The organism is Gorillibacterium sp. sgz306347 (genome assembly GCF_059735245.1).
The window spans coordinates 35,216-60,294 of the sequence record NZ_JCAPET010000014.1 but is presented as its reverse complement, the minus strand read 5'-3'; the positions used below and the strand labels follow the sequence as shown (position 1 = coordinate 60,294).

Genomic DNA, 25,079 nt, shown 5'->3' with positions numbered 1-25,079 from the left:
TTCGCGCTTTTAAAGGGAATTTTTCAAATTTTCGCAGCGCTCGCGTGCAATTTTCATAGATGGGGCGGCCACTTGGTAATAATGGATCGCTTTTTGTTTGCTGCCCATCAGTTCATAAAAGATGCCCAGGTTATAAGCAGCTTTAAAGGAACCGACGCCGGAAACGGTTGTGTACTTGGTCGTTTCACCGATTTTCAATGCTTGCAGGAAATAATGCTCGATCAGTTGAACCTGTCCGGTATTCATGGCGAGCAGCCCTAAAAGAAAGGGGAGATCCGGGAAGTCCGGATAATAGGTCAAATATGGCGTCACCAGTTCAACTGCCTCACGGTGACGGCCCAATTCGTGCAAGGTGTAGCCTAAAGTAACCAGCATAACGGGAAAATAGAGATGGGCGCGCGCTCCAACTTCCATTGAACGGCGTAAAGGTTCCTCAGCCTTTTGATAATCGCCCAGGCTGTAATAAAGCCGCCCTAGCTGATGCCACATATAGCCGTCGTTCGGATTCTCGTTCAAGTGCTTTTCGTAAAGCGGGATGTACCGGTCTTTCTTCTGCTTCGCGGCGTATTCGTCTGATTCGTAGCCAAGGTGCTTAATAACAAGCCCGGTATCTTGATAGTCCGGCTCTTGGCCTTGATAAAGAATTTTTTCGTGAACGGTGCCTGCAAACCGGAAATCGGCTGTATTGGGATAAAAGCGGAGCATACGGTGACGCGCGGTCTCGTCGCTCATTTGATTTTCTATGATTACCGTTCCTGCTCGATCCGGCCAACGTTCGATAAAGCGGTTTAGAACCGTCTCGGTATCCTTCGGAAGACGTTCGTCCGCGTCCATAACCAGAATATAATCCCCACTGGCGTGGCGGGCCGCTTCGTTACGGGCGTCAGCAAAACTGTTATTCCACGTAAAGGTGTAGGGTGCAACGCCCGCAGCGGCCAGCAATTCCAGTGTACGGTCTGTCGATCCGGTATCCAGAACGACTTTTTCATACGAAGACGGAATGCTGGCAAGCGCTTCGAGGATATGGTTTTCTTCGTTTTTTACGATCAGGCAAACGGAAATCATTCGTGGTCCCCCCAGAAAAAAAGGACCCATTAAGAAACTTAATGGGTCCCCGTGCTGTAGTTCTGTAAAGCTTAACGGAGCAGCTGCAGAACGCCTTGCGGAGCCTGATTGGCTTGCGCCAGCATCGCCGTGGACGCTTGCTGCAAAATGTTGAGCTTGGTATAGCTCATCATTTCTTTCGCCATGTCGACGTCACGGATACGGGACTCAGCAGCTTGCAGGTTCTCGGACGTAGCGCCCAGGTTGTTGATAACGCGTTCCAGACGGTTTTGTACCGCACCAAATTCGGAACGTGCCGTGTTGACCATGCCGATAGCAGCATCGATAGAAGGCAACGCTGCTTTTGCAAGGGCGGAATCCGTCAACTCGAGATCTTCAATGCTCAGAGTCGCACTGGTAATATTCTGGAGCGTTACCGTTACAGTGTCGCCTGATTTATCGCCAGTTTGAATGGAGAGGGTGGCATCGTCGTTCAATAACGTAATACCGTTAAAGTTGGTCTTCGTGGCGATATCATCGATAGCTTCGTCCAAAGCTTGAAACTCTTTGTCCATTGCCGCAAGGTCGGAAGCATTGTACGTGCCGTTGCTTGCTTTAACAGCCAGTTCTTTCATCCGCGTCAGCATGTCGGATACTTCGTTCATCGCGCCTTCTGCCGTTTGTACGAGCGATACGCCGTCTTGAGCGTTCGCTTGCGCTTGGTTCAAGGACTTGATTTGCGCGCGCATTTTTTCCGAGATCGACAGACCGGCCGCATCATCAGCGGCGCGGTTGATCCGGTAACCGGAAGACAGCTTTTCGCTGGATTTGCCTTGCGCACTGTTGTTGCCCACCAGGTTACGGTGCGCGTTCATGGCGTTCAGGTTGTGGTTGATAATCATGTTGTTATCCTCCTTGAGCTCTTATCCTCCACTTCCTTGTGGAGCTAATTTAAACGAGGGCTGCTACATTATTAACGGAGCAGTTGCAGAACGCCTTGCGGAGCCTGGTTGGCCTGCGCCAGCATCGCCGTCGAAGCTTGCTGCAGAATGTTGAGCTTGGTGTAGCTCATCATTTCTTTCGCCATGTCGACGTCACGGATACGGGATTCAGCGGCTTGCAGATTCTCGGACGTAGCGCCCAGGTTGTTGATTACACGTTCCAGGCGGTTTTGCACCGCGCCGAATTCGGAACGGGCCGTGTTGACTTTGCCAATCGCGGTGTCGATGGCTGCCAGTGCGTCACTTGCATTGGCGGAGGTCGTAAGATCTTCGGCATTGATTCCCAGAGTAGTGATTGTGATATCTTGTAGCGTTACCGTTACAGTATCGCCCGATTTATCACCTGTTTGAATAGAGATGGTTGTATCGTCGTTCAGCAGCGTAATGCCGTTGAAGTTCGTCTTGCTGGCAATGTCGTCGATTGCAGCTTCCAAAGCTTGGAATTCCTTGTCCATCGCGCCAAGGTCGGATGCATTGTACGTGCCGTTGCTTGCTTTAACGGCCAGTTCTTTCATCCGGGTCAGCATGTCGGACACTTCATTCATCGCGCCTTCTGCCGTTTGTACGAGCGACACACCGTCTTGAGCGTTCGCTTGCGCTTGGTTCAAGGACTTGATTTGCGCGCGCATTTTTTCCGAGATCGACAGGCCGGCTGCGTCGTCAGCGGCGCGGTTGATCCGGTAGCCGGAAGACAGCTTCTCACTGGACTTGCCTTGTGCGGTGTTGTTGCCCACCAGGTTACGGTGCGCGTTCATGGCGTTCAGGTTGTGGTTGATAATCATCGTTTTCTTCCTCCTTGAATTTTGTTCACCCCCACATCCTTGTAGGGGTTTTACGTATTACAAAAGGTTAAACGTTACGAACCGTTATTAACGGAGCAGCTGCAGTACGCCTTGCGGGGCTTGGTTGGCTTGCGCCAGCATCGCCGTCGAAGCTTGCTGCAAAATGTTGAGCTTGGTGTAGCTCATCATTTCTTTCGCCATATCAACGTCGCGGATACGGGATTCAGCAGCTTGCAGGTTCTCCGAGGTAGCGCCCAGGTTGTTGATAACGCGTTCCAGACGGTTTTGAACCGCACCGAATTCGGAACGGGCCGTGTTAACCAAGCCGATAGCTTCGTCAATCTCGGACAGTGCAAGTGTGGCGTTAGCAGAGGTTGTTAGGGACAAGGCGTTAATTCCAAGGGCAGTCGATTGGATATTTTGAAGCGTAACCGTTACAGTGTCACCCGATTTATCCCCCGTTTGAATGGAGAGGGTTCCCGTTTGGTTCAACAGCGTAATGCCGTTGAAGTTTGTCTTCGTAGCAATGTCGTTGATCGCTTCGTCCAAAGCGTCAAACTCTTTGTGCATCGCGGAAAGGTCGGAAGCATTGTACGTTCCATTGCTTGCTTTAACAGCCAATTCTTTCATCCGCGTCAGCATATCGGATACTTCGTTCATCGCGCCTTCTGCCGTTTGCACCAGCGATACGCCGTCTTGAGCGTTCGCTTGCGCTTGGTTCAAGGACTTGATTTGCGCACGCATTTTTTCCGAGATCGACAGGCCGGCTGCGTCGTCAGCGGCGCGGTTGATCCGGTAACCGGAAGACAGCTTCTCGCTGGACTTGCCTTGTGCGGTGTTGTTGCCTACCAGGTTGCGGTGCGCGTTCATGGCGTTCAGGTTGTGGTTGATAATCATCGTTTTCTTCCTCCTTGAATTTTGTTCACCCCCACATCCTTGTGAGGGTGCTGCATACTACAAAAGGTTAAGCGCTATCGTCGTTATTAACGGAGCAGTTGCAGAACGCCTTGCGGGGCTTGGTTGGCTTGTGCCAGCATCGCCGTCGAAGCTTGCTGCAGAATGTTGAGCTTGGTGTAGCTCATCATTTCTTTTGCCATGTCGACGTCACGAATCCGGGATTCAGCAGCTTGCAGGTTCTCGGATGTAGCACCCAGGTTGTTAATGACGCGCTCCAGGCGGTTTTGTACTGCGCCGAACTCGGAGCGGGCCGTGTTGACCGTGCCAATTGCGGTGTCAATCGCGCCCAATGCAGTATTAGCATTAGCGGAAGAAGTGAGTTGCGAGCCACCAATTCCCAGCGTTCCACTAGTGATGTTCTGAAGCGTTACCGTTACCGTATCACCCGATTTATCCCCTGTTTGAATGGAGAGTGTACCCGTTTGGTTCAGCAGCGTAATACCGTTGAAGTTGGTCTTATTAGCAATGTCATTGATTGCTTCATCCAAAGCTTGGAATTCTTTGTCCATCGCGGTAAGGTCAGACGCATTGTACGTGCCGTTGCTTGCTTTAACGGCCAGCTCTTTCATCCGTGTCAGCATGTCGGATACTTCGTTCATTGCACCTTCAGCCGTTTGCACGAGCGATACGCCGTCCTGAGCGTTCGCTTGCGCTTGGTTCAAGGACTTGATTTGCGCACGCATTTTTTCCGAAATCGACAGGCCGGCTGCATCGTCGGCGGCGCGGTTGATCCGGTAGCCGGAAGACAGCTTCTCGCTGGACTTGCCTTGTGCGGTGTTGTTGCCCACCAGGTTGCGGTGCGCGTTCATGGCGTTCAGGTTGTGGTTGATAATCATCGTTTTCTTCCTCCTTGAATTGTTCTTACTTTCCACGTCCATGTGGATTGAGTAGGGTACCCTTACAAAAGTAATTATCGGTGCGGAAAAGCGAATTGTTTATAGCATTTCCGGCGTTTTACGTCCCCGGATTATTTTTTTTCTTCAGCTTCAAAATGGCGTCCTTGCCGTGCGACGCCTCCCGGTTGGTATTCTGAATCGCTTCCAGCACTTCTTTTCGGTGAATGACGTACTGGGCCGGGGCGTTAATGCCGACTTTGATCTGGTCCCCCTCCACAGCCGTAATCATAATTTCAATCTCGTTGTTTATTATGATCGACTGGCCTTTTTTTCGGGTCAAAATAAGCATCAGCCTTCACCTCCGACTTTCGCTTCCTTCTTCCCGGAAAAAAGCCGCTCTTTTGTTCCATACTCATAACGGGATTGCAGCACCAGCTGCCGGCCCTTGCCGGTCCGTACGTTGATGACAAGCGGAGCGAGCAGATTCATGGTCGATTCGTGATAGGGATCGCGGACGGTGACCAGTCCAAGAACAAGCAGGTCTTCCTGCGTATCCGCTTCCAGTTCCTTACGCTCCTGTTCGGTCAGTTCAAATTCATAATCGGGGAAAAAGGAAAACGGCGAAGCGACGATAAACCCGAGCTCTTCATTGTCAACGGCCTGCAAATATGAATAAAGCGGTTCGTCTTCGATTTCTTCCAGCGTATACTGGCTGTATTCTTCAAATCCCAGGATGCTGCCGCCCATATCGATGGCTTTGGTTTTTGTCATCTCGTCACCTCATTTAAAATAAAGACAAGCTATAGGTCTACTATAGCTTGTCAGGCGGTAATTTCCAAGGCGGGCGGGGTGATTTCAATGCTGGCCCGCTGACGCAGGTAAATCTCCAGCTTGCCCCGCTCAAAAGAGATATCCGGTTTTTGCGGAGTGACTTGAATGTCTGCGCCCCCCTGGATCACTTCAATAGTCGGTCTGGTCTGAGTCGTATACTGTAGGCGCACATTGTTCGAAGAAGCGGCCCCCATGTATGCCAGATGAGGGAGCGGGTCGAAAGCTCCCGCCGCCAGCTCGGCAAAGGCGTTCCCGGACAGATGAATCGCTCCCATCCGGTGTCCCTCTTGCACCTTTTTGGCCAGGTTCTGCAAAAAGATTCCCTCTACCTGCGAATAAATCCGGCTGTTAAAGGCAGTCAGCTTGCCGCCGTTCAAAGCGTCCCAGGCGAGACTGGAGTCCACCGTGAGCTCCCCGCGGTCCGACTGGATCTGAAGCTCGGCCGGGGTCGATTGGATCTGAACATCGGCCCGGGGAGAATGCATGGTAAACTGTCCTGGGCCGGATTCAATACCGATCTGAGCAAACTGCTGGCGAATTTGAATATGCGGAATGGAAGCCATTGGGAAGCCTCCTTCTTATCGCAGAAAATCGACCAAGGTAGGCGTAATGATTTTTGCTCCCACCGAAAGGGAGGCTTGGTAGATGTTTTGGTTAATCTGCGATTGAATAATCAGTTCGTCATAATCGACATCTTCGACCTTCGACTGCAGGCTCGTCAAGTTGTAGTCCATATCCATCAGACGGTTGCCCATCAGCTCCAGACGGTTCGTGCGGGCGCCGATTTCGGAATGCGCCGTTAAAAGAACGTTGCGCTGCTCGTTGATCCGATCCACCGTAGAGGACAATGCAGCCGTGTCGGGAGGAGTCCCCAAGGCCGCAATAAAATCGTCGCAGATCTTAAAAATGTTCTCGTTGCTGCCGCCCGCTCCGAAAATGGCGTTCCCGGACATGTTGACCGGCACTTTAACGCCGGCACCCAGCTCATATTCAATCAGCATGCTGTCGGTTACGGCATTCGCTGCATTGGTTCCGTCCGGATAGGGAGGCTTGTCCGTGATTTGACCATTGAACACATATTTGCCGTTGATTTTGCTGTTCCCGATATCGACAAACTGCTTGCGCAGCTCCTGAACCTCGTTTTTAATCGCATCCAGCGCTTCCTGAGGGTTAGTTCCCGTCGCCGCTTTAACCGACAGCTCGGTCAGCCGCTGGTAAACGTCCTCCGCCTGCGAGAGCAGCGAGTCGTTGTAGTCCAGCCAGGATGCCGCGGAATCGGCATTCTTCTGGTATTGCTCATTTGAAGTCAGCTCGCTGCGATACCGCATCGCGTACGTAATGCCGACCGGATCGTCGGACGGCTTGTTGATTTTACGCCCTGTCGACATCTGCTCGCTGATGGTATCCGATTTGATCATGTTGCGGTTCAAATTGTGGATCAGCTGGTTGCTGATCATGCTTTGCGTTACGCGTAAAGGCACCTTACTCTTCCCCTCTCGTTAAAGGCGGTTACCGGCCGACAACGCCCATTCCATTGATGACCTTGTCCAGCATTTCGTCAAACGTCGTCATGATGCGGGCCGCCGCCGAGTAGGCGTGCTGGAATTTCATCATGTTGCTCATTTCTTCGTCCAGCGAAACCCCGCTTACGGATTGGCGCCGGGAATCCACCTGATTGACCAGGACGGCCTGGTTCTCCAATTGGCGGGAAGCCTCTTTGGACTGAACGCCCAACTGGCCCACCATGGATTGATAGAAGTTGTTGACCGTTCCCTTGCTGATCGACAAGCCGCTGCTGCTGAAATCGAATACGCTGTCCTTCAGCTGGCTCATAACGGCGGCAAGAGTACCGTTGCCGTTAATCAGCACTTCGTCCGAACCGACCAACGCCGTCCGCATCGAAGCGGCGATATTATCCGCACTGTCCAGGATGGGCTGGCTGAGCTTGATGTTGCCGGCCGTAATCGCCGCTCCGTCCGCGCCGGAGGTGAAAAACGCTCCGCCCGCCTGCGGGGTCCCCGAAAGGGTGTAGCCCAACTGGTGCAGGCCGTTCAGGCCGGCAACCTTGATCGTCAAGCCGCCGGGGCCGATCGTCCGGGACGAGACCGGGCCGTTGAATTGAAGCTCCTGGGTGGTGTCTTCTCCCGTGACTTCGTAAACCACCGCGCCTTCGGGAAGCACGGAGCCTTCCGGAATCGTGACCGTCACTTCACCGTTGGCGATCGTGTTGGCCAGAGAGTCCAGCTGTTTCTGATAATCCGCCACATACCGGTCGCGGGAAACCAGCATCCCGAACACTTCGCCGTTGTTCAGGGCGCCGGAGTCTTTTGCCTGCGAGAGCGAATCCGCCGTAACGGGTGTGACCGTTTGTCCGGCAAGGAGGCTGGTACCGCCCATGGTAATATTGTAGCCCTGCGCCGTTTCCTGCACTTGAATGTTGATGACCTTGGACAGTTCATCCGTCAAAAGGTCCCGTTGGTCGCGCAAGTCATTGGCATCGTTGCCCATGCCTTCGATCCGGATAATTTCCCGGTTCAGGTTTGCGATCCCCGTAAGCTGGGAATTGATCTCCGTCACCTTGACCTCAATGTTTTGGGTAAGGTCGTTTCCAAGATCCTGCAGCTTGCTGCTCGTATAATTCAAAGCATCCGTCAGGGCGATCCCGCTTTCACGCAAAATCTTGCGGGCCGTCGGGTTTTCCGGGTCCTTGCTGAGCCCCGACCAAGCCTGCCAGAACTGGTCCAGCACCTTTTGGAGGCCGGTGTCGGAGGGCTCGTTCAGAATCGTTTCCAGCTTTTCGAGCGTGTCCGCTTGAACGGTCCAGTTGCCCAGCGACTTGTTTTCATTGCGGAACTGGTCGTCCAGAAACTTCTCCCGCATGCGGGTAATCGACTGAAACTCGACGCCTGTTCCGAGCTGCCCGGGAGTTGTGGTATGGCTCATGCCCACAGCTTCCATCGGACGGGTGGCCACCATGTTTACGACCTGACGGGAGTAGCCCGCCGTATTGGCGTTTGCGATGTTGTGGCCGACCGTACTCAGGGCCGCCTGTTGGGTGAAAAGGCTTCGTTTGGATGTTTCCAGCAGGTGGAAGGTTGATGCCATGGTCGGGTCCTCCTAATCAAGCACGCGTGTCGAAACGCATGGCCTTCGATTGTCCGTTTTTTTGATTCATGGGATTCTGGTAAAAGGCCTCGTCCTCCGGAGGGCCGGCCAGCATATCCAGCGAGTAGTCGATAAAGGCGAGCGACTGCTCGATAAGCTGGCGGTTCCGCTCGTTGAGTCCCTTCAGCTTCTCCAGCCGGGCTAGCAGATCGGTTTGGAGCTGCCGAACGGTGTCCTTGTCCTCCGGACGGAAAATGAGCTTGATGACTTCATTAATGGTAATGTGCGGGGTAGGCCGAAAGCCTTTGGAAATCAGAAACCGGTCGACCGCTTCCACCCGGCGCTTCTCGCAATCCGCGATTTGCCGAATCAGCTGGGCTTCCTTGTGTACGATCCGGTTCAGTTCTTCGACATTGTTCTCCACAAGAACCCGGATCTTCTGCTCCGACAAATCAAGAAGCGAGTCGTGATGGGCAATCATTTGCTCCATTGCCTCGCACAGGGCTGGGATCGACATGCTGGTTCACCGTTTTCCTTTCCATGGGGCTGTTCTGGGTGTCATTACTTGATGTAGGGCCAGAGCTTCTCGGCAATTTTGCCGGCATCGACATGATAGGTGCCCGCCGAAACCTGCTGCTTCAGTTCCTCAATCTTGCGGGCCCGGGCTTCGCTTGCAGGCTCCTTGGCCGAAGCGGCCTGCAATTCCTGCAGCTCCTTCGCTTCCGGCGAAATCTCCACTTGGTCCTTCTGCTTCACTTTTTTCTCCTGCTTCACCTGCGCGCCTTCCTGCTGCTTCAGATAGGGATTGATGGGGCCTATGCGTGACGGTTCGTTTACTTTCACCGTTGATCACTCCTATGTATTCGGGTTAAAAAAAAGCCTGCCGATTCATCTTTACCCATATTATCGGCAGGCTCACTGTGAATATTTAGTTGTCGGACGGAATTAACAGGAATTTCTTATTGTTTCCGCTCTTGCAGACGGTCGCGAATCTGATATGTCGCGCCCTTGTTTGGCCCGTCGGGAGCCTCTTCCTTGCGCCGTTCATCCTCTTTGAGATTGGTATACTCCTTGGCCAGCCGCTGGCGGCAGTTGGGGCACATGGTCTGCTCGCGGATCGGCTCGCCGCAAACCTCGCACGGATAGGTAAGATTGGGAGCGTTGAGAATGGAGATCCGCCCTTCCCGGATAAACCGGATAATTTGCTTGACGGGGACCTCCGTGGCGTCGCTTAGTTCCTGCAGCGTGATTCCGCGGTTTTCACGCAAATATTTGAGACAGGCTTCATATTGGTTTTCCAAATCCTTCATACAGGACGGGCACAATTCGCTTGCGCTCCGTAAACAAACTTTTCCGCACCGCGAGCAGTTAATCACGTTCAAGCTCATGATCCGAACACCCTTTACTATATAGTACAACCGCTTTTTTAGAATGGCGGGACTGCCCTATCAAAAGATTTCCACTTTTGTCTAGTGTACATTAGAAAAAAAGGCTTGTATAGACAGCGAAAGCGGCGAGGTCCCCACAAAACGCGAAAATCCTTCCTGGCAGTCCAGGCCAAAGAGCCTGCCGCCTGTCAAAAGAGTCAATTATAAAAAATTATAAAAATGAACGCGGACGGCCGTCTCCTTACCGGGCCCATGTCAAAACATAGACCTCCGCCCCGGCTGCCTGCCGGAGGACAGCCGCACAGTGGTCGGCCGTGCTCCCGGTGGTATACACGTCGTCTACGAGAAGCAAACGAAGAGGGCTCGGGCAGGCCGATTTCAGATTCACCTGCTGCCTGAACGCATTCAGCCCGTCCTCATTGCAGGTAAATGCGCCATTCATATCCTGAAAACGGGCCAGCCGGCTTTTTTGGCTTTGCTTGGCCGTCGCCTTGACCCGGATTAGCAGCGGGAGCACCGGCCGCCGGATGTGAACGGCCAGCTCCCGCGCCATCCGCTCAGCCTGATCGAAGCCGCGCTCCGCCAGCCTTTCCCCGCTGACCGGAACATAGGTGACGCAGTCGAAGGGAGAAGCCTGCGGCCGATGGCCGCGGTTCGGGCTGCGGTTGCGGCTGCCTGCCGGGCCGCTCTCTCCGCAGAGTGCATCCGCCAGATGGGCGTGCCCGTGATAGAGCATGGCGCCGAACAAGCCGGCCAGTTCCTCGTCCCCCCGGTATTTAAACCGGGCCAGCAAGGCTTTCATGCTTTCATTGTACCTTACCGCGCTTCGGCTCAGCCGGAAATGCCGGTGATACCCCCTTTGGCAATCCGGGCAGTCGTCCGGCCGGCCGCAAACCGGGCAGCGGATTTCAGTTATCCAGGGAATTTCCCACAGGCAGGCTTCGCAAACGCGCAATGGGTTAGGCTCGCCGGCCGCCGCCTCCAGGCATATCGGGCACCTCGCAAGAGGCGGGGCCCAAAAGCCGTCCCGGACCGCCCTGGCGAGCAGGCGCGCCCGTTCGCCAAACCCGGCAAACGGCTGGGCGCCTGGTAGGGATTTAAATAATCGGCTCATAAGCTCCTTCCTTTCATAAAAGAGATTCCGGTTCCCGGATGAGATAGCCGCGGACGGCTGCCAGCCGGTTCATCCGCCGGATCTGCCGGACGGCGCCGCTTTGGGATCTCGTCAGCGCCGATGCCGCAAATACGACAACTCCGGCCGGGTCTTCCTTGGAGCGGCCCGCCCGTCCGGCCATTTGCACGAGAGACGCTTCGTCAAACAGACCGGCATCGGCGTCCAAAATGAACACATCGGTTTTCGGGACGGTCACGCCCCGTTCGAGAATGGTGGTTGTCACCAGCAGGTCGATGTTTTTCTGACGGAAGCCCGTCACCTTTTCCGTTCGTTCGGCATCCTTCGAGGAGGTTCCCTCCACCCGCTTGTCCGGATACTCGGCGGCCAGAAGGGCCGCAAGGGGCGCAACCCATTTGATCTGCGGAACAAACACAAACACCTGAGCCTCTCTTTTCAGAGAGCGTCCCAGCCGTTTGCGGAGCGCCGCCGGAAGGCGGCCTTTCGGCAGCCATTTGGCCAGCGGGCCGACGCGCAGCAGCCACGGCACCGGCAGGGGCCGGCGGTGAAAACGCACCGGCACCTCGGCGTACGGGAGAAGCCCCCTGCGCGCTTCAAGCTGAAGCGGTTTCGGCGGGGTGGCGCTCAGCAGGATGGAGCGTCCGGAAGGTGTTAACGACTTCTTTGCGGCGTAATGGAGCATCGGATCACCCGCGTATGGAAATGCATCAAGCTCGTCAATTACGGCCAGGTCAAAGGCGCTGCGAAACCGAAGCAGCTGATGCGTCGTCGCCAGCGTAATGCCGCCGCCCTCCCAGCGTTCCTCGGTGCCCCCGTACAAAGCCGCCACCCGGCAATCGGGAAAAGCCTTTCGCAAGCGCGGCAGGAGCTCCAGCACCACATCTTTCCGGGGTGTCGCCACGAGCACGCTTCGGCCCGCCCGCACTTCGTGCTCTAGGAGCGGAAAGATCATTTCCGTTTTGCCAGCGCCGGTGACGGCCCAAATAAGGAAGCGGTCCGCCGGGCGGGGCATGCTCTCGCCGCGCAGGAACGCGAGCGCGGCGGCGGAGGCGTCCGCCTGGGCCGGGCTCAGCCCCCAGCGCGCGGCAAGCGCCGCCGCTGCCGCAGGCGAACCCGGGCGCACCGCCGCGCGGCCGTTTGCCCGGCGGCCGAAGCGCCCGAGGCGCCAGCGCCCCAGCGGCAGGCTGGCCGCCGCTTCCGGCGCGGGTGCGCTTTCGCCAGCCGCCCGGCGGGAGCCCGCGGCGGCGATGGCGCGCGGCGCCCGGTGCCGCGCCCGGCGGCTGCCCGCGGCCGGGGCTGCGGCGGTGCAGGCCGCCTCGCGCCGCAGCGCCGCTTCCTCCGCGGCCGAGGGCCCGGGCATGCCGTCGACCAGCGGCGCGCAGGCGCGCGAGCGGCCCATGCCGAGGCAGCGCGCGCAGTACGGGCACGGCCCGCCGCACTGCGGGCAGTCCGCGAAGCGCAGCGCTTCCGGCCCGCTGCCGCAGCGGCGGCACCGCCAGCGCGGCTCTCTCCGCCCGGTCTCCCGCCGTTCTGCTTCGCCAAAGCCGCCAGGCCCATCGAGCCGCCGTCGGCTTTGCCCTGCCGCGTCGCCTCGCGAACCAGCCGCCCTGCCTCCGCTCTGCACTGACGTTCCGGCTTCATCGGCAACGCCGCAGCCAAGCCGGACCTCTCCCATCAGCGCCGCCGCCTGGAGCAAAGGCCAAAGGCCGGCCCCGTCCCTCACGGCTCCGTCCAGGCCGTAAAAAGCCAATAAAGAAAGCAGCTCATCCCCGAACAGAGACCGTCCCCGGAGGAGTGCGGCGATCCGCCTCAATTCCGGGTGTTCCAATACGGCTCTTGCTTCCAGGAATGGCTGCTTTCCATTTCCTATGCTTCGTTCCAGCGTCATCGCTCCGGCGGCCTCCGGAGAAACCCCGGCGTCGCACGCGCGTTTTGTCAATTCCCTCCATTGCATTCGATTTTCCAACCGCTGCGAAGCCTGCCCGTCGTAAGCGTCGTAAAATCCCGCCTTGCTTGCCGCAGCTTCGTTCGGGGGCGGCTCCACGCGTTCCCGTATCCAGGCGTCCCGCATCCGAACCGCCTGCCCCCAGGAGAGCCTGCCCCGCACCATTGCCAGCTCGGGGAGTTCTCCGCAATGCTTCTGCCAATACGCAAGGTCAACCCTTTCATCGAGCGTTGCCCGCCAATGCCAGAAACCTTCTAATCGAATCGCATATAAAGTGGCTTGCATGAATTCTCCTTCCCGGGACCTGAAAAGTAAGCGCATTACCACTGCTGAAGCGGACGCTTTGGATTGAGGTCCATCCGGTACAGATGGAGAGTAAGCAAAGGCTGCGATTCGTGTTCCTCAAGGAAGCGCGCCAGGCCTTCCGTTGTGGGATGCAGCGTAACATTCGGCCGGCTGTGGGCGATCCGGCCGACAATCCGGCAGGTGTCGTCCGACGAACCGTCATCGAATACCGCGATGAACATCCGGCGGTTTTTCCAAAAGGAAGCGATAAGAGAAGCGTAAACATACCATTCGATGCCGGACTGGTTGTTTCGCGTGACCAGCACCAAATAATACGAGGGACGTTTCTCCGCCTTTCCGGAGCGCGCATACAGCGCATGGATCGATGCGGCGCAAAGCGCATACACCCCGACGATCAGCAAAAAACCGGCTACCATTCGCGGCTCCCTCCTTTTGGGATAGTATATGCCGCGATGACGCCCAAAGTGTCTGAGTTTTGTCCGTCCCGAGCGGGGGCGGATGCATCCGTATCGAGTCCCGGTTCGTGCCGGAACAGCCGGTCTTCCGTTTAAAGCGTGACCCAGCCGTTTTTGATCGAATTAATAACCGCCTGCGTGCGGTCTTCCACTTCCAGCTTTTGCAGAATGCTGCTGACGTGGTTCTTCACGGTCTTTTCGCTGATGAACAGGCTTTCTCCAATCAGCTTGTTGCTTTTGCCTTCGGCCATCAGGCGAAGGACTTCCGCTTCGCGTTTGGTCAGCGGACTTTCCGGCGTATGTATGTAGCGGACTCCTGCTTCTCTCAATTGCTCCGCTCCGTTTTCCGAAGTGCCGTGCTCGTCCAGATACGTCATCCGCCGCAATTGGTTGATCAGCTTGCCGGTCACCTTCGGATGAATGTAAGCATGGCCCGCTACAACCGAACGGATGGCGTTAATCAGGGCTTCGGCCTCCATGTCTTTCAGCAGGTAACCGGACGCGCCTTTGCGGAGCGTTTCAAACACATAGCTTTCATCATCATGAATGGACAAAATGATAACCTTGATCGCAGGAAAAATGTCCTTCAGCTTCTCCGTTGCGGCGACGCCGTTCTCCACCGGCATGTTGATGTCCATCAGGACGATATCCGGCCGCAGATCGTTGCACAGCTCGATGACCTTTATCCCGTCCCCGCACTCTCCGACGACTTCGAGGTCATCCTCCATGTTGATGATACGCTTGATTCCCTCGCGAAACAGCTGGTGGTCGTCAGCGAGCACTAACTTTACGGTTTTGCTCCCGGCCATGGTCATGGGCATCTCGTTACTCCTCTCTATTCTTCGAGCTTAAAGGTATCTCCATGGTAACTTTGGTCCCCACCCCCTTCAAGGAATCGATCACCATTTTCCCCTCCAGCAGTTCAAGGCGCTCCCGCATTCCCAGAAGTCCGTAATTCGAGCCCTTGGTGATGAGCATTTCAGTCGCTTCCACATTAAAGCCCTTGCCGTTGTCGCGGATGACAATTTCCACCTGGTCCGGCAGAAAGTAAACCTCCAAGTGGATAAAGGAGGCCTCCGCATGTTTGTAGCAATTGGAAAAAGCCTCCTGAACGAGGCGATAAATCGCCACCTCCATACCAGAAGGCAACCGCATTTCTCTCCCGTTTAAATCCATCTTGGTTCGGATTTTGGTCCGTTCTTCGAAGTCCTGGGTAAACTTGCGGAGCGTCGGGACAAGGCCGAGGTCATCCAGGGCCATCGGACGGAGATTAAAGATAATCTTCCGTACTTCCTCCAGGCCGCCTCGCACCTGCCCCTTCAAGTCGCGCAGCTCTTCCTTTACGACTTCATACTCCTGCTTCACCAGCATCCGCTCGGAGATCTCCGTACGCAAAACGACGTTCGCCATCGTCTGCGCCAGCCCGTCGTGAATTTCCCGGGCAATACGCTTGCGCTCTTCTTCCTGCGCCAGGATGATCTTGAGCCCGAGCAGCTGCCGGTTTTTGGCCGATTCCAGAATCCGGGTGACCTGATTCAGGTCACCGGACAAGTATTCCAGTACGACATTCATCTGCGAAACGAGCGCCTCCGCCCGTTCCACCTGTTTGTCGACATTTTTGATCCGCTTTTGCAAATCGTTGCGCCTGTGCTTGAGGTGATTTTCCTTCTCCCGAAAAATGGTCAGCTGCAGCTGCAGCTGGGTGGCGGCTTCGTAAGCGACCCGGATGTCTTCCTCGCGGTAGCGCTGAAAATCGCGGCTTACCTCGGTCAGCCGAATCCGGGAACGGCGGTATTCGAGCTCCAGCTTGTCCACCTGGCGGATGGCTTCGCTCGCTTCTTCCATCACCTGCTGCAATTCCTTGTTAAGCGAGTCCCGTTCGGCACGAACGCTCTCGCAAATTTCAAAGATTTGGTATTTGCTGCTCTCCATCACTTCGATAGCGTTCTTTATCACGCGGTCTATGGCGTCAACTTGCAAGGCGACCGTGTCCCTTCGGATTGAACTTTCCCTTAATAGTAACATATTTCGCTAAACGGTGGAGAGATAGGATAGAACTATTTTACCGCAGGGTCACGGTCTTGGCCTTCGCGTCGGAGCTGATATTCCAGTTGAAATGATCCGAGAAAACACGCACCGGAATCATCGTCGATCCGTTCACGACCGACGGGGCGGAATCGGTGGAAGCGGCCTTTCCATCCACTACCATGGCCTTGCTGCCCAGCCACATGTCGATCAGCTGGCTGCCTCTTTGAATGCTGACCCGCTTGGTAGCGGCGTCCCATTCGACCTTCGCGCCAAACGCTTCTGAGACAAATTTCACAGGAACCATGGTCCTACCGTCCTTGCTGACAAAAGGCGCCGGTACGCCGGCAAGCGACACGGTTTTGCCGTTCACCAGGGCGGTCTTCTGACCCAGCGTCAGCACGACGCTGTTCTTCGGCAGCGCAGGCGACGATTCCTTGTACAGGAACGAGATGTCGTCAACCGCGATAGCACCCGCCCGCGCCCGTTCGTCCTGGCCGTCCGCCGGGTTGGCCACATAGATGCGGTTCAGCTTGATCGGATAGACGGGATTTGCCGCCGTCAAGTCGCCCGTCACGGTCTTCCACCCGGTCCAGTTGATGGTGCTGGCAAGATCGATTCGCGACAGCGTGCCCTTGGCATCGACAATCTCCGCACGCAGCATGTTCAGGCTGTTGTCTCCCAGCACCTTCAGCGACAAGGTTTGCGGCGTGCCTTCCACGGCGACTCCGTTCGCATCGGTGCTGAATTTAATGTAGGCTGCCTTCGTCACTTCGCCAAAGGTACCCGGCGTCATGTCATATTGCAGCTGCAGCGCCGCATTTGTTGCGGCAAGACCGCCGAGGCCGGACACAACGGACACGCTGCCCGTCAGCTCCGCGGCCGGATAAGCGCTGAACGATGCGTCGACGGTTTTGGCGGAGAAGTCGGAGAACAGCTTGGTCGATCCGCTGTTCAGCGGCAGAATGGTCCGGAAGCCGTCGTAATCGGCGATCAGCAGGCCTCCCTGCGTCCCGGCCTTGTTTACTCGCAGCACGTCTCCGCTGACGGCACCGTCAAAGCCCGAGACGGTCCATTTGAACGATTTTGCAGGCAGAATCCGCTCCGCGCCCGCTTTAGTTTTTACTTTCACCGAAAGAGCAATTTCCTGGCCGTCCAGAAGCACGGTGCTGGAAGGCAGAATAGACATGCTGGCGATGTCGTCACGGCCCGCGACCCGGACCGTTTTGGTTGCCGTAGCTTTTCCGATAACCGCCTTGATCGTTGTCGTGCCTTTGGCCGACAGGCTCAGCACGTTGCCGTCAAAAGCCCCGATGGCGCTGGAGCTTGTCCATTTGACCTGGCTTTGGTCAAATGCGGTGGGGTTATAGTACGTATCGTAGCCCTTCACCCGATACTCCACTTTCTCGTTCAGCAGGACCGTGTCCTGTCCGACGATGTCGACGCTAAGCGCTTCGCCCTTGGGCGCATTGGTGTAGACGCCAAGCCCGTTGACCACGTTGCGCTCGCTGTTGTTTTCGGTGGTGTTGACCAATTGCACGCCCGTTTCGCCCAGCGGCCGGGCCACCATTGTCGTCGAGCCCCCTCCGTCCATGTTGACCGCTTTCCATGCGCCGATTTTTACCAGGAACTGCTGCAGCTCCGCCAGGCTCATGCCGGCGCTGCCGCTGCTTTTGTCCGCCGTCACCAGATAAACAGTCTTCATGTCCTTGGAATAACCGACGGCGGTCCGCGCCCGGTACGAGTATCCGCTGACCCCGTTCACATCGCGGGAAAAGGGCGCCGCTTTGCCGCCGTCGACCAGAATCGTATGCCCGCCGATCATCGTTTTGAAGTCGGTCGCGGAATAGGTTTTCTTGCTCCCCGCGGCAATGATGCTCGTATCCGCCGTTACCGGATCGCCTACGTGCAGATGCGTCTTGACGAATTCCGCCGCTTTGCCGTGCGCGCGCAAAATGTAGGCGCCCTTCGGGACCTTCATCGCGAGTGCCTTGCCGAGCGAAATTTCCGCCACCACGCCGCCCTGCACAAGAACCTCGGTCGGCGTCGTGCCGCTGTTCATCCCGCGGCTCGTGCTGTCCCAAACGTCCGTGTACATATGCAGCGCGTCAACCATGATGTTGACCTTGTCCGGTTCGGTTACGTAGTAATTCGTGTTCACGCCCGACAGCTTGAAGGCGGTTCCGTCCGCCGCCGTCACGCCTCCTTCAAAGGTGAACAGATCGATCAGGGGCGTATTGTCGTTCAGAACGGCGAAGCTGTAGAGCCCCTTCATGATGGAAGGAGTGGAAACCAGTGTGCCCTCCGAGATGGCTCCGCCGATCGGTGCCTTTTCCGCAGCGCTTGTGTTGTAAACGTCTCCGTTGATGCCCGCCACGGCTCCTGTTTGCGTCGCCATATCCCGGACGCTGTCCGTTGTGGTGAGGGTGTTCTCTTTTCCCGACATGACATCCAGCTGAATATATGGATTGGCCAGATTGACCTCGATCACATTCGCTTTGGTTTTAACAGTCGATGAGTTCCGTTTGATAACCGCGACATAATCTTTGCGTACGGCGCCCGACGTAATAATTTCCTGCCCTTTGAATACCGCCTCGGTCACCGTTGAAGCAGCCTCCGCCTTTGCCGGCGGCAGTATGTACGACGGCACCAGCAAAACAGCCGCCAACGCGGCGCTCACGCCACGCCTCCAGTATCGTTTCCCTGCACGGTCTTTCCCCAGCATGTTCTTTATCTCCTCCGCATTCTCTTTTTCCAAACTCTATAGGTTAGACTCGGACTGTTGACGAAAAGTTACGAACTTCGGAGAAAAAAAGGAAAGTGCTCCTATCCGACGGCTGTCCGAAAGCAGGAATTTCGCCCTGTTTTCGGCCCGCGGCCTCCTAAATTCTTCCTTATCCCTTCACTTCTTCTACCCCCGGGCCGATAATTAAGAGGAATCTTGCTCTCTTACAGAAAGGAGAAAACAATGAAAGTTTCCAAATGGTTGTCCGCTCTGCTCGTCTTCGTGCTCCTGCTGGGGCAGTTGGGCGTAGCCAAAGCGGCCGAGCCCGAGCTTTCCAAGCTGGTCTTGACCAAAAATGAGCTGACGCTCGAAATCGGAGGCACCGCTTCCCTGACGGCCACGGCCGTTTATGTCGACGGCACCACCGCCAATGTGACCATCAGCACGACCTGGTCCAGCGACACTCCTTCCGTAGCCAGCGTTTACAACGGCACCATCTCGGCCAAAAGCGAAGGAACCGCCATCGTCATGGCCACCTATAAAGGAAAACCGCAGGCGGTCCAGGTGACGGTCACCAAAAAGGTGAAGACGCTCACCAAGGACACGCAAAAAGTTCAGCTGCGCATGAATGAGAAAAAGACGGTCGCCCTGACCGCCACCTACCAGGACAACACGACCGAAGATGTGACGGCGCTGGCCGAATGGTCCAGCAGCGACGATTCCATCGCCACAGTGGTCAACGGTACGATTACCGGCATCGGACCCGGCGCGGCCACAATTACGGCCAAGCTGGGCAGCCAGACCGTTACCATTCCGGTGGACGTCGAAATCGTCAAGCGATTGGACCCGAGCAAATCGGAAGTCTCCCTTTTGCTGAAGGACAAAGCAAAGGTCGGGCTGACCGCCACTTACCCGGACGGGACGACGCGCGACGTGTCCGCCGAGGCGGAATGGAGCACCTCCGATCCGAAAGTCGCCGATGTCATCAAGGGCGAAATTACCGCCTACGGCGCCGGTCAAGCGATCATAAAAGCGGAGTACGGCACCCAATCGGCGACGATCGAGGTCGACGTCGACAAAACCAGCAAGATCGAGGTTAACGCGGATAACGCGTTCCTGCGCGTCGGCGCAACCCAGAAGCTGACGCTGACCGCAACCTATCCTTCCGGCACCTCGTCGGATGTCACCAGCTTGGCCAAGTGGACCTCGAGCGACGAAAAAGTCGCGTCCGTCTCCAAAGGCACCGTCTCCGCCAATTCGGCCGGTGCTGCGACGATCACGGCCGCATACGGCGGGAAAACCGTCACCGTCTCGATCGACGTCGAGGTTCCCCGTTTCCTGGAGACGCCGAACGAGCTGCTTGCCATGCGGGCCAAGACCTCCCAGGAGCTTTCTCTGAAAGCGACGTATGCAAACGGCGTTACGGAGGATGTCTCCAAAAAGGCGACCTGGACGTCCAGCAATGAGGACATCGCCTCCGTCGTAAACGGAAAGCTTTTCGCCTCCGCCCGCGGGGAAGCCAAACTGACGGCGACCTACGGCGGCAAAAGCGTGAAAATCACGGTACAGGTTGACGTGCCGAGCAAACTGACGCTGAGCGCCAAAACCGTATCGCTCGAAATCGACGAAACGTTCGCTCCGACTCTCATCGCCGTCTATGCCGACGGGCGGGAGGAAGCGGTGACGGATAAAGCGGAGTGGAGCACCAGCGCCGAAAAAATCGCCGAGGTTTCCTCCTCCGGCGTTATCACCGGGAAAGCGAGCGGAAGCGCCACGATTACCGCCAAATATGAAACACGGTCGGTTACCCTGAAGGCGAATGTTGCGCTTGCGGACAAGCTGACGGCGGACGTTCGCTCCCTGTTCCTAAACAGCAACGAATCGAAACCGATTAAGCTGACGGCCGTGACCGCGGCGGGCAAGACGGTGGATGTAACCGCGGACGCGGAATGGAAATCATCCAATGTTAAAGTCGCGGATGTCACGAACGGCATCGTGACGGGATACAGCCGCGGAGAAACCAAAATCACCGCTTCTTATGGCGGCAAAAGCGTTACCGTCTCCGTCGAAGTCGACGTGATCCAGAAGCTTGAAGCCAACAAGCGCACCTTGTCTCTGAAATCCGGTCAAGCGTCTCAGCTGGAGCTGACGGTCACCTTTAACGACGGCAGCAAAAAAACGGTCACGTCCGACGCGGACTGGAGCTCCAACTCTTATAAGGTCGCAGACGTTGAAAACGGCAAAGTGACGGCCGTGGCTTACGGCAAAGCGACCATCACCGCCAAGTACGGCAATAAAACGGTCACGGTGGCCGTTGATGTGGATACCCTGAAGTACCTGCAAACCGACAAGGTAAACGTCGTCATGAAGGCAGGCACGACGTCAGCGGTCATCGCCACCGCCACTTACTCGGACGGCTCGGAAAGCAATGTCTCCAAGCCCGCTCTCTGGTCCTCCTCCAAAACGTCGGTCGCCGACGTGAAGGACGGCGTTATCCGGGCGCATGGCAAAGGCAAAGCAACCATCACGGTCAGCTATGCAGGCAAAAAAGCGAAAGTAACGGTGGAAGTACAATAACGGCCAGCAAACAAAAAAAGGACACGCAAGCGTTAAACGCTGCGTGTCCTTTTCTTACGGGGTCAGGTTCGTAGGGTCGAGGTTCGTAGGGTCAGGTTCGGCCCTACTCGGCCCATATAGACGGGAACGGCTTTCTCGTCCTGCCATCTTGCCTGCCGGTGACGGTTTTCTTGCCTCTGTACATGTTGACACGCCTCGCAGTTTTGCCCCTTTTTAAGCGGTGCGGCCTTCGTCTTCCTTATCGCTCAATACTCGTCTTCCCAAGCCGATCAACCCCAGCAGGAAAAACGGATAAAGCGTAAAGGTATACCGGGGCTGCCCTTCGGAAGCAAAAATGACGGCTGTAAAGAACAACACGAACAGTAGATTTACCGCATCCAAATGGTTCAAGCGGCGTCCCGTCGCCAGGCGGATCAAAAGGAGCAGGGCATAAAGAAGCCCGCCGCCAACCGCCAACAATCCGGTCAGCCGGTTCAACTGAATGGTGGTGGTCACCGCATTATCGCTCAAGCGGACCTGCGCTTTCGACATGGTCCATTCCCAGATTTCCGACCCGACCTGCGTATAGCTGAGCGTCAGTCTTTTCAAGCCGAGGTTAAACGCTTCGGCCGGATGCTGCAGGATCCACCTTTTCGCTTCGGCCCCGGCCAGCTCCATCGCATCCGGTTCTATGTATTCCCCGTTTTCGCTTAGAATCCGATCCGTTTTGTAAATGGAGTTTGGCACTTTCATGGCGTCCATGTATTTTCCCGTGGCCAAATCGTTATTGTTGATGTAAAGCACAAAACTCCCGTTGGTGGATATGGGAACAAACCGGTCGAACACCTGATAATTGCGAATAGTCCAAGGGGAAATGATCAGTGCCATCCCCGCCGTCAGCAAAACGGCTCCCAGAACCGCGCGCTTTGCATATGCCTTCCACTGCCCCCAAGCTCTACCGCCGCTGGCTTGCCACCAGAGCAGCACAAAGTACAAAACCGGCAGGGCCATGAAGTAGGGCTTCACGAGCGCGAGAAAGCCCGCCAGGAGCCCCAGAAGCAGATGCCTGAGCCAAGCGGGGCCAAATTGATAGAGATGCGCCACCAAAAAGGCCAAGAGTAGGGCTGCGGAAATGATTTCGGTGCTTAACACACTGGTATAAGCGATGGCCGGCGGGAAGACCGCCACCAGGAATGCCGCCCAAAGCCCTTCGCGGACGCCCCAAAACTTTCGTGCCAGCAGGAACACGCCCATCATCCAAAGCAAGCCGAAAGCGACGTTCGCCAGCTTCGCCGCCAATATGCTCGGCCAAACGGCATACAAGAGGGCCAGGAAAAACGGGTAGCCGGGAGGACGAAACGCCGTCGGATAGTGAACGCCCTTTTCAATATAAGGGGTATCCGCCTTGATATAGTCCAATCCTTCCGGGAGCTCGTAACGATGATCGTTCAGCAGAGAAAACGCCAGATCGTGATAATGCTTGAAATCGGAGATGGGTTGGGTATTGACCGCATAAACCCAGGCCAGCCGCAAGCCCGTTCCCAAGAGCAGAATGAGGAGCAGCCAAGCTTTCCATCTCGATTTTGGCAATGGGGTAGCCTCCATAAGATCCAAGTTCTCCTTGTGTGCGAAATCAAAAAAACGCCCCTTCCCCTCGCGGGTCCGGGGCGTTATGTGCAGGTTTGGCTTAACGGAGGAGCGCTTCCGCATCGGCTTGAAGCAGTGCGGCTTTGTCGGTCCGTTCCCAGGGCAGATCGATATCCGTCCGTCCGAAATGACCGTAAGCCGCGACTTGCCGGTACATGGGCCGGCGCAGTTCAAGCTCCTTGATGATCCCGGCGGGACGCAGGTCGAAATGGCGGCGAATCAGCTCGACGATCGAATCGTCGCTGATTTTGCCTGTTCCGAATGTGTCGACGCTGATCGAAACCGGACGGGCCACCCCGATTGCATAGGCCAGCTGGATTTCGCATTTCTCAGCCAGGCCGGATGCGACCACGTTCTTGGCAACGTAACGGGCGGCATAAGCGGCCGAACGGTCGACCTTCGTCGGGTCTTTGCCCGAGAAGGCGCCGCCGCCATGGCGCGCGTACCCGCCATAGGTGTCGACAATGATTTTGCGGCCGGTCAGACCGGCATCGCCTTGCGGTCCGCCAATGACGAAACGGCCGGTCGGGTTAATGAAGTATTTGGTGTCCGCACCGAGGAATTCTCCGGGTACAACCGGTAGGATAACGTGTTCCTTGATATCCCTCTGGATTTGCTCCAGGGTGATGTCTTCCGCGTGCTGGGTGGAGACGACGATCGTGTCCACACGCACCGGTTTGCCATCCTGGTATTCCACTGTAACCTGGGTTTTCCCGTCGGGACGCAGATAGGGCAAGGTGCCGTTCTTCCGCACTTCCGCAAGGCGCCGGGCCAACCGATGCGACAAAGCGATCGGAAGCGGCATAAGCTCGGGCGTTTCGTTTACCGCAAAGCCGAACATCAGGCCCTGGTCGCCGGCTCCAATGGCTTCAATGTCTTGATCGGACATTTGCCCTTCTCTCGCCTCAAGCGCCTGGTTAACCCCCATGGCTATGTCCGGGGACTGCTCGTTCAAGGATACCAGGACGGCGCAGGTTTTGGAATCAAATCCGAATTTGGCGCGGGTATAGCCGATTTCTTCAATGGTTTTGCGGGCAATGGCCGATATGTCGACATAATCCGCCCGGCTTGTAATTTCTCCAATGACAAGCACAAGACCGGTAGCCACCGATACTTCGCAGGCAACCCGCGCATTGGGGTCCGCCTCCAGGAATGCGTCAAGCACGGCATCCGAGATTTGGTCGCATATTTTATCCGGATGACCTTCTGTCACGGACTCTGATGTGAATAACCGTTTGGCAACGGCGTTGGACATGACCTCATCTACCTCCCATAAAAAACCAACCTCTTCCAATTGGAAAAGGTTGTATTCTACCTTTACTTCGTATAGTAAAACAAGAATCCGTAAGTGTCAAAGGGTAATTATGACGGTTTAAGGATATTATTCTAAATATTTCTAGATAATGAAAACAGGGTTTCTTCGGCCCTTTCAATCAGCCGTTTGGTAATGTGACCGCCGACCGCTCCGTTGTCACGGGAAGCAAAGTACCCCCAATAATCGCTTTTTCCGGAAGCGTTCGGGGTTTGCCCCAGTTCTCCAGAGAACTCGGTGTTGAATGCTCCTCCGCTGCCCGCTTGTCCAACCGGAAGCCCCAGCTCCGCCGCAATTTCATACTTCATTTGGTCCAGCATTTGTTTGCTTTCCGGTACCACTTTTTTGTTGCTTTTCGCCAAGACCTTCACCTCCTAAAGGATCTGGTCTTAGTATGGCTCGCGGCGCCCGGGCTACTACGTTTAGATTTTCCCACACGGGGAATGCTTATAGAGAAAAGGGAATTACTGAATCGAGTATCCCCCGCGTACCATGACAATGGCCTTCTCGGTTTGTGCGGTAATTCCGCGCCCGTCCGATGGGAAAATCAACAAGGAGTTTTTGCTGATCGGAGCGCCATTCTTGATATCCTGCCCCAACGTCACATCGGGAATGCCGTTGCCGTCTTTGCTCATCGCCGTAGCCTGCCCGGTGCGAAGAATAAACTCGGTACCGGATTTGGCGACCAACGTTTGGCCCTTAACCAGGTTGACGACAACGATGCCTTGAGCGGCGGTGCTGCCTCCCGTCGACCCGGAGCCGCCCGAGCCCAGGTTTTGCTTGATCTGCTGATCTACGTAGCTTTTGGTCACCAAGGGGTCGTCACCGGAACCCGGCTGCACAGCCGAATCGGCGCTTGTCGTCTGCGAAAGCGTGGAGCCCACAAAAATCGCCCCGCCAATCGCAAGCGGAGCCAAGATATAAAAAGACTTCCGTTTCATGTCAACCTCCTGAATCCATAATGCCGTTTCTATCTTTTACGCAAAAATAACCAGTAAGTTGTGGTAAAAAGAAAAAAGAACCCGATTGCTC

The 25,079-nt window shown here is 56.0% G+C and carries 24 protein-coding genes; 1 reads left to right on the top strand and 23 read right to left on the bottom strand.

Going from position 1 to position 25,079, the window contains the following annotated elements; genetic code table 11:
* Positions 1 to 9: 9 nt before the first annotated feature.
* From AC6I6H_RS09890 to AC6I6H_RS09800, 19 genes are all read right to left on the bottom strand, one after another.
* Positions 10 to 1,065, bottom strand: coding sequence for a glycosyltransferase (locus AC6I6H_RS09890; RefSeq protein WP_497953594.1), 1,056 nt, complete (start codon positions 1,063 to 1,065; stop codon positions 10 to 12).
* A 71-nt stretch (positions 1,066 to 1,136) separates the two neighbouring features.
* A complete protein-coding gene (locus AC6I6H_RS09885) occupies positions 1,137 to 1,946 on the bottom strand; it encodes a flagellin N-terminal helical domain-containing protein (RefSeq protein ID WP_497953593.1) in 810 nt (269 codons plus the stop codon).
* A gap of 71 nt (positions 1,947 to 2,017) precedes the next feature.
* Positions 2,018 to 2,827: a flagellin N-terminal helical domain-containing protein gene (locus AC6I6H_RS09880; RefSeq protein ID WP_497953592.1), complete on the bottom strand. Its 810-nt coding sequence runs from the start codon at positions 2,825 to 2,827 to the stop codon at positions 2,018 to 2,020.
* Positions 2,828 to 2,914: 87 nt separating this feature from the next.
* The gene (locus AC6I6H_RS09875) at positions 2,915 to 3,724 is read right to left on the bottom strand and encodes a flagellin N-terminal helical domain-containing protein (protein ID WP_497953591.1); all 810 of its coding nucleotides are present in this window, start codon (positions 3,722 to 3,724) and stop codon (positions 2,915 to 2,917) included.
* A gap of 86 nt (positions 3,725 to 3,810) precedes the next feature.
* Positions 3,811 to 4,620: a flagellin N-terminal helical domain-containing protein gene (locus tag AC6I6H_RS09870; protein ID WP_497953590.1), complete on the bottom strand. Its 810-nt coding sequence runs from the start codon at positions 4,618 to 4,620 to the stop codon at positions 3,811 to 3,813.
* Positions 4,621 to 4,738: 118 nt separating this feature from the next.
* Positions 4,739 to 4,969, bottom strand: a complete 231-nt coding sequence (csrA, locus tag AC6I6H_RS09865; protein WP_497953589.1) for a carbon storage regulator CsrA — start codon at positions 4,967 to 4,969, stop codon at positions 4,739 to 4,741.
* Positions 4,969 to 5,391: a flagellar assembly protein FliW gene (fliW, locus tag AC6I6H_RS09860; RefSeq protein WP_497953588.1), complete on the bottom strand. Its 423-nt coding sequence runs from the start codon at positions 5,389 to 5,391 to the stop codon at positions 4,969 to 4,971. The genes csrA and fliW overlap by 1 nt, the downstream gene beginning before the upstream one ends.
* Before the next feature lie 50 nt (positions 5,392 to 5,441).
* Positions 5,442 to 6,014 (bottom strand): DUF6470 family protein, encoded by a 573-nt coding sequence (locus AC6I6H_RS09855; protein WP_497953587.1) that lies wholly within the window; start codon positions 6,012 to 6,014, stop codon positions 5,442 to 5,444.
* Between the two features lie 15 nt (positions 6,015 to 6,029).
* Positions 6,030 to 6,932: a flagellar hook-associated protein FlgL gene (gene flgL, locus AC6I6H_RS09850; RefSeq protein WP_497953586.1), complete on the bottom strand. Its 903-nt coding sequence runs from the start codon at positions 6,930 to 6,932 to the stop codon at positions 6,030 to 6,032.
* 28 nt (positions 6,933 to 6,960) lie between these two features.
* Positions 6,961 to 8,556: a flagellar hook-associated protein FlgK gene (gene flgK, locus AC6I6H_RS09845; protein WP_497953585.1), complete on the bottom strand. Its 1,596-nt coding sequence runs from the start codon at positions 8,554 to 8,556 to the stop codon at positions 6,961 to 6,963.
* A gap of 16 nt (positions 8,557 to 8,572) precedes the next feature.
* The gene (locus AC6I6H_RS09840) at positions 8,573 to 9,073 is read right to left on the bottom strand and encodes a flagellar protein FlgN (protein ID WP_497953584.1); all 501 of its coding nucleotides are present in this window, start codon (positions 9,071 to 9,073) and stop codon (positions 8,573 to 8,575) included.
* A gap of 44 nt (positions 9,074 to 9,117) precedes the next feature.
* Positions 9,118 to 9,399, bottom strand: coding sequence for a flagellar biosynthesis anti-sigma factor FlgM (flgM, locus tag AC6I6H_RS09835; RefSeq protein ID WP_497953583.1), 282 nt, complete (start codon positions 9,397 to 9,399; stop codon positions 9,118 to 9,120).
* 116 nt (positions 9,400 to 9,515) lie between these two features.
* Entirely contained in the window at positions 9,516 to 9,944 is a 429-nt protein-coding gene (locus AC6I6H_RS09830; protein ID WP_497953582.1) for a flagellar protein, read from the bottom strand.
* Between the two features lie 241 nt (positions 9,945 to 10,185).
* The gene (locus AC6I6H_RS09825) at positions 10,186 to 11,058 is read right to left on the bottom strand and encodes a ComFC family protein (RefSeq protein WP_497953581.1); all 873 of its coding nucleotides are present in this window, start codon (positions 11,056 to 11,058) and stop codon (positions 10,186 to 10,188) included.
* 13 nt (positions 11,059 to 11,071) lie between these two features.
* The gene (locus tag AC6I6H_RS09820; RefSeq protein ID WP_497953580.1) at positions 11,072 to 13,306 is read right to left on the bottom strand and encodes a helicase-related protein; all 2,235 of its coding nucleotides are present in this window, start codon (positions 13,304 to 13,306) and stop codon (positions 11,072 to 11,074) included.
* Between the two features lie 35 nt (positions 13,307 to 13,341).
* Positions 13,342 to 13,743, bottom strand: a complete 402-nt coding sequence (locus tag AC6I6H_RS09815) for a hypothetical protein (protein ID WP_497953579.1) — start codon at positions 13,741 to 13,743, stop codon at positions 13,342 to 13,344.
* Positions 13,744 to 13,874: 131 nt separating this feature from the next.
* A complete protein-coding gene (locus AC6I6H_RS09810; protein ID WP_497953578.1) occupies positions 13,875 to 14,603 on the bottom strand; it encodes a response regulator in 729 nt (242 codons plus the stop codon).
* A 4-nt stretch (positions 14,604 to 14,607) separates the two neighbouring features.
* Positions 14,608 to 15,762 (bottom strand): sensor histidine kinase, encoded by a 1,155-nt coding sequence (locus AC6I6H_RS09805; protein WP_497953577.1) that lies wholly within the window; start codon positions 15,760 to 15,762, stop codon positions 14,608 to 14,610.
* 82 nt (positions 15,763 to 15,844) lie between these two features.
* Positions 15,845 to 18,487: a stalk domain-containing protein gene (locus AC6I6H_RS09800; RefSeq protein ID WP_497953576.1), complete on the bottom strand. Its 2,643-nt coding sequence runs from the start codon at positions 18,485 to 18,487 to the stop codon at positions 15,845 to 15,847.
* A 288-nt stretch (positions 18,488 to 18,775) separates the two neighbouring features.
* On the opposite strand from AC6I6H_RS09800, the gene AC6I6H_RS09795 reads away from it, so the two are divergent.
* Positions 18,776 to 21,109, top strand: coding sequence for an Ig-like domain-containing protein (locus tag AC6I6H_RS09795; RefSeq protein WP_497953575.1), 2,334 nt, complete (start codon positions 18,776 to 18,778; stop codon positions 21,107 to 21,109).
* Between the two features lie 213 nt (positions 21,110 to 21,322).
* On the opposite strand, the gene AC6I6H_RS09790 is transcribed toward AC6I6H_RS09795, so the two are convergent.
* The 4 genes from AC6I6H_RS09790 to AC6I6H_RS09775 form a co-directional block, all read right to left on the bottom strand.
* Entirely contained in the window at positions 21,323 to 22,678 is a 1,356-nt protein-coding gene (locus AC6I6H_RS09790; RefSeq protein WP_497953574.1) for a hypothetical protein, read from the bottom strand.
* 97 nt (positions 22,679 to 22,775) lie between these two features.
* A complete protein-coding gene (gene metK / locus AC6I6H_RS09785) occupies positions 22,776 to 23,990 on the bottom strand; it encodes a methionine adenosyltransferase (protein WP_497953573.1) in 1,215 nt (404 codons plus the stop codon).
* 131 nt (positions 23,991 to 24,121) lie between these two features.
* On the bottom strand, positions 24,122 to 24,409 hold the full coding sequence (locus AC6I6H_RS09780) for an alpha/beta-type small acid-soluble spore protein (RefSeq protein WP_497953572.1): 288 nt from the start codon (positions 24,407 to 24,409) through the stop codon (positions 24,122 to 24,124).
* A 102-nt stretch (positions 24,410 to 24,511) separates the two neighbouring features.
* Entirely contained in the window at positions 24,512 to 24,988 is a 477-nt protein-coding gene (locus AC6I6H_RS09775) for a hypothetical protein (protein WP_497953571.1), read from the bottom strand.
* Positions 24,989 to 25,079 lie beyond the last annotated feature (91 nt).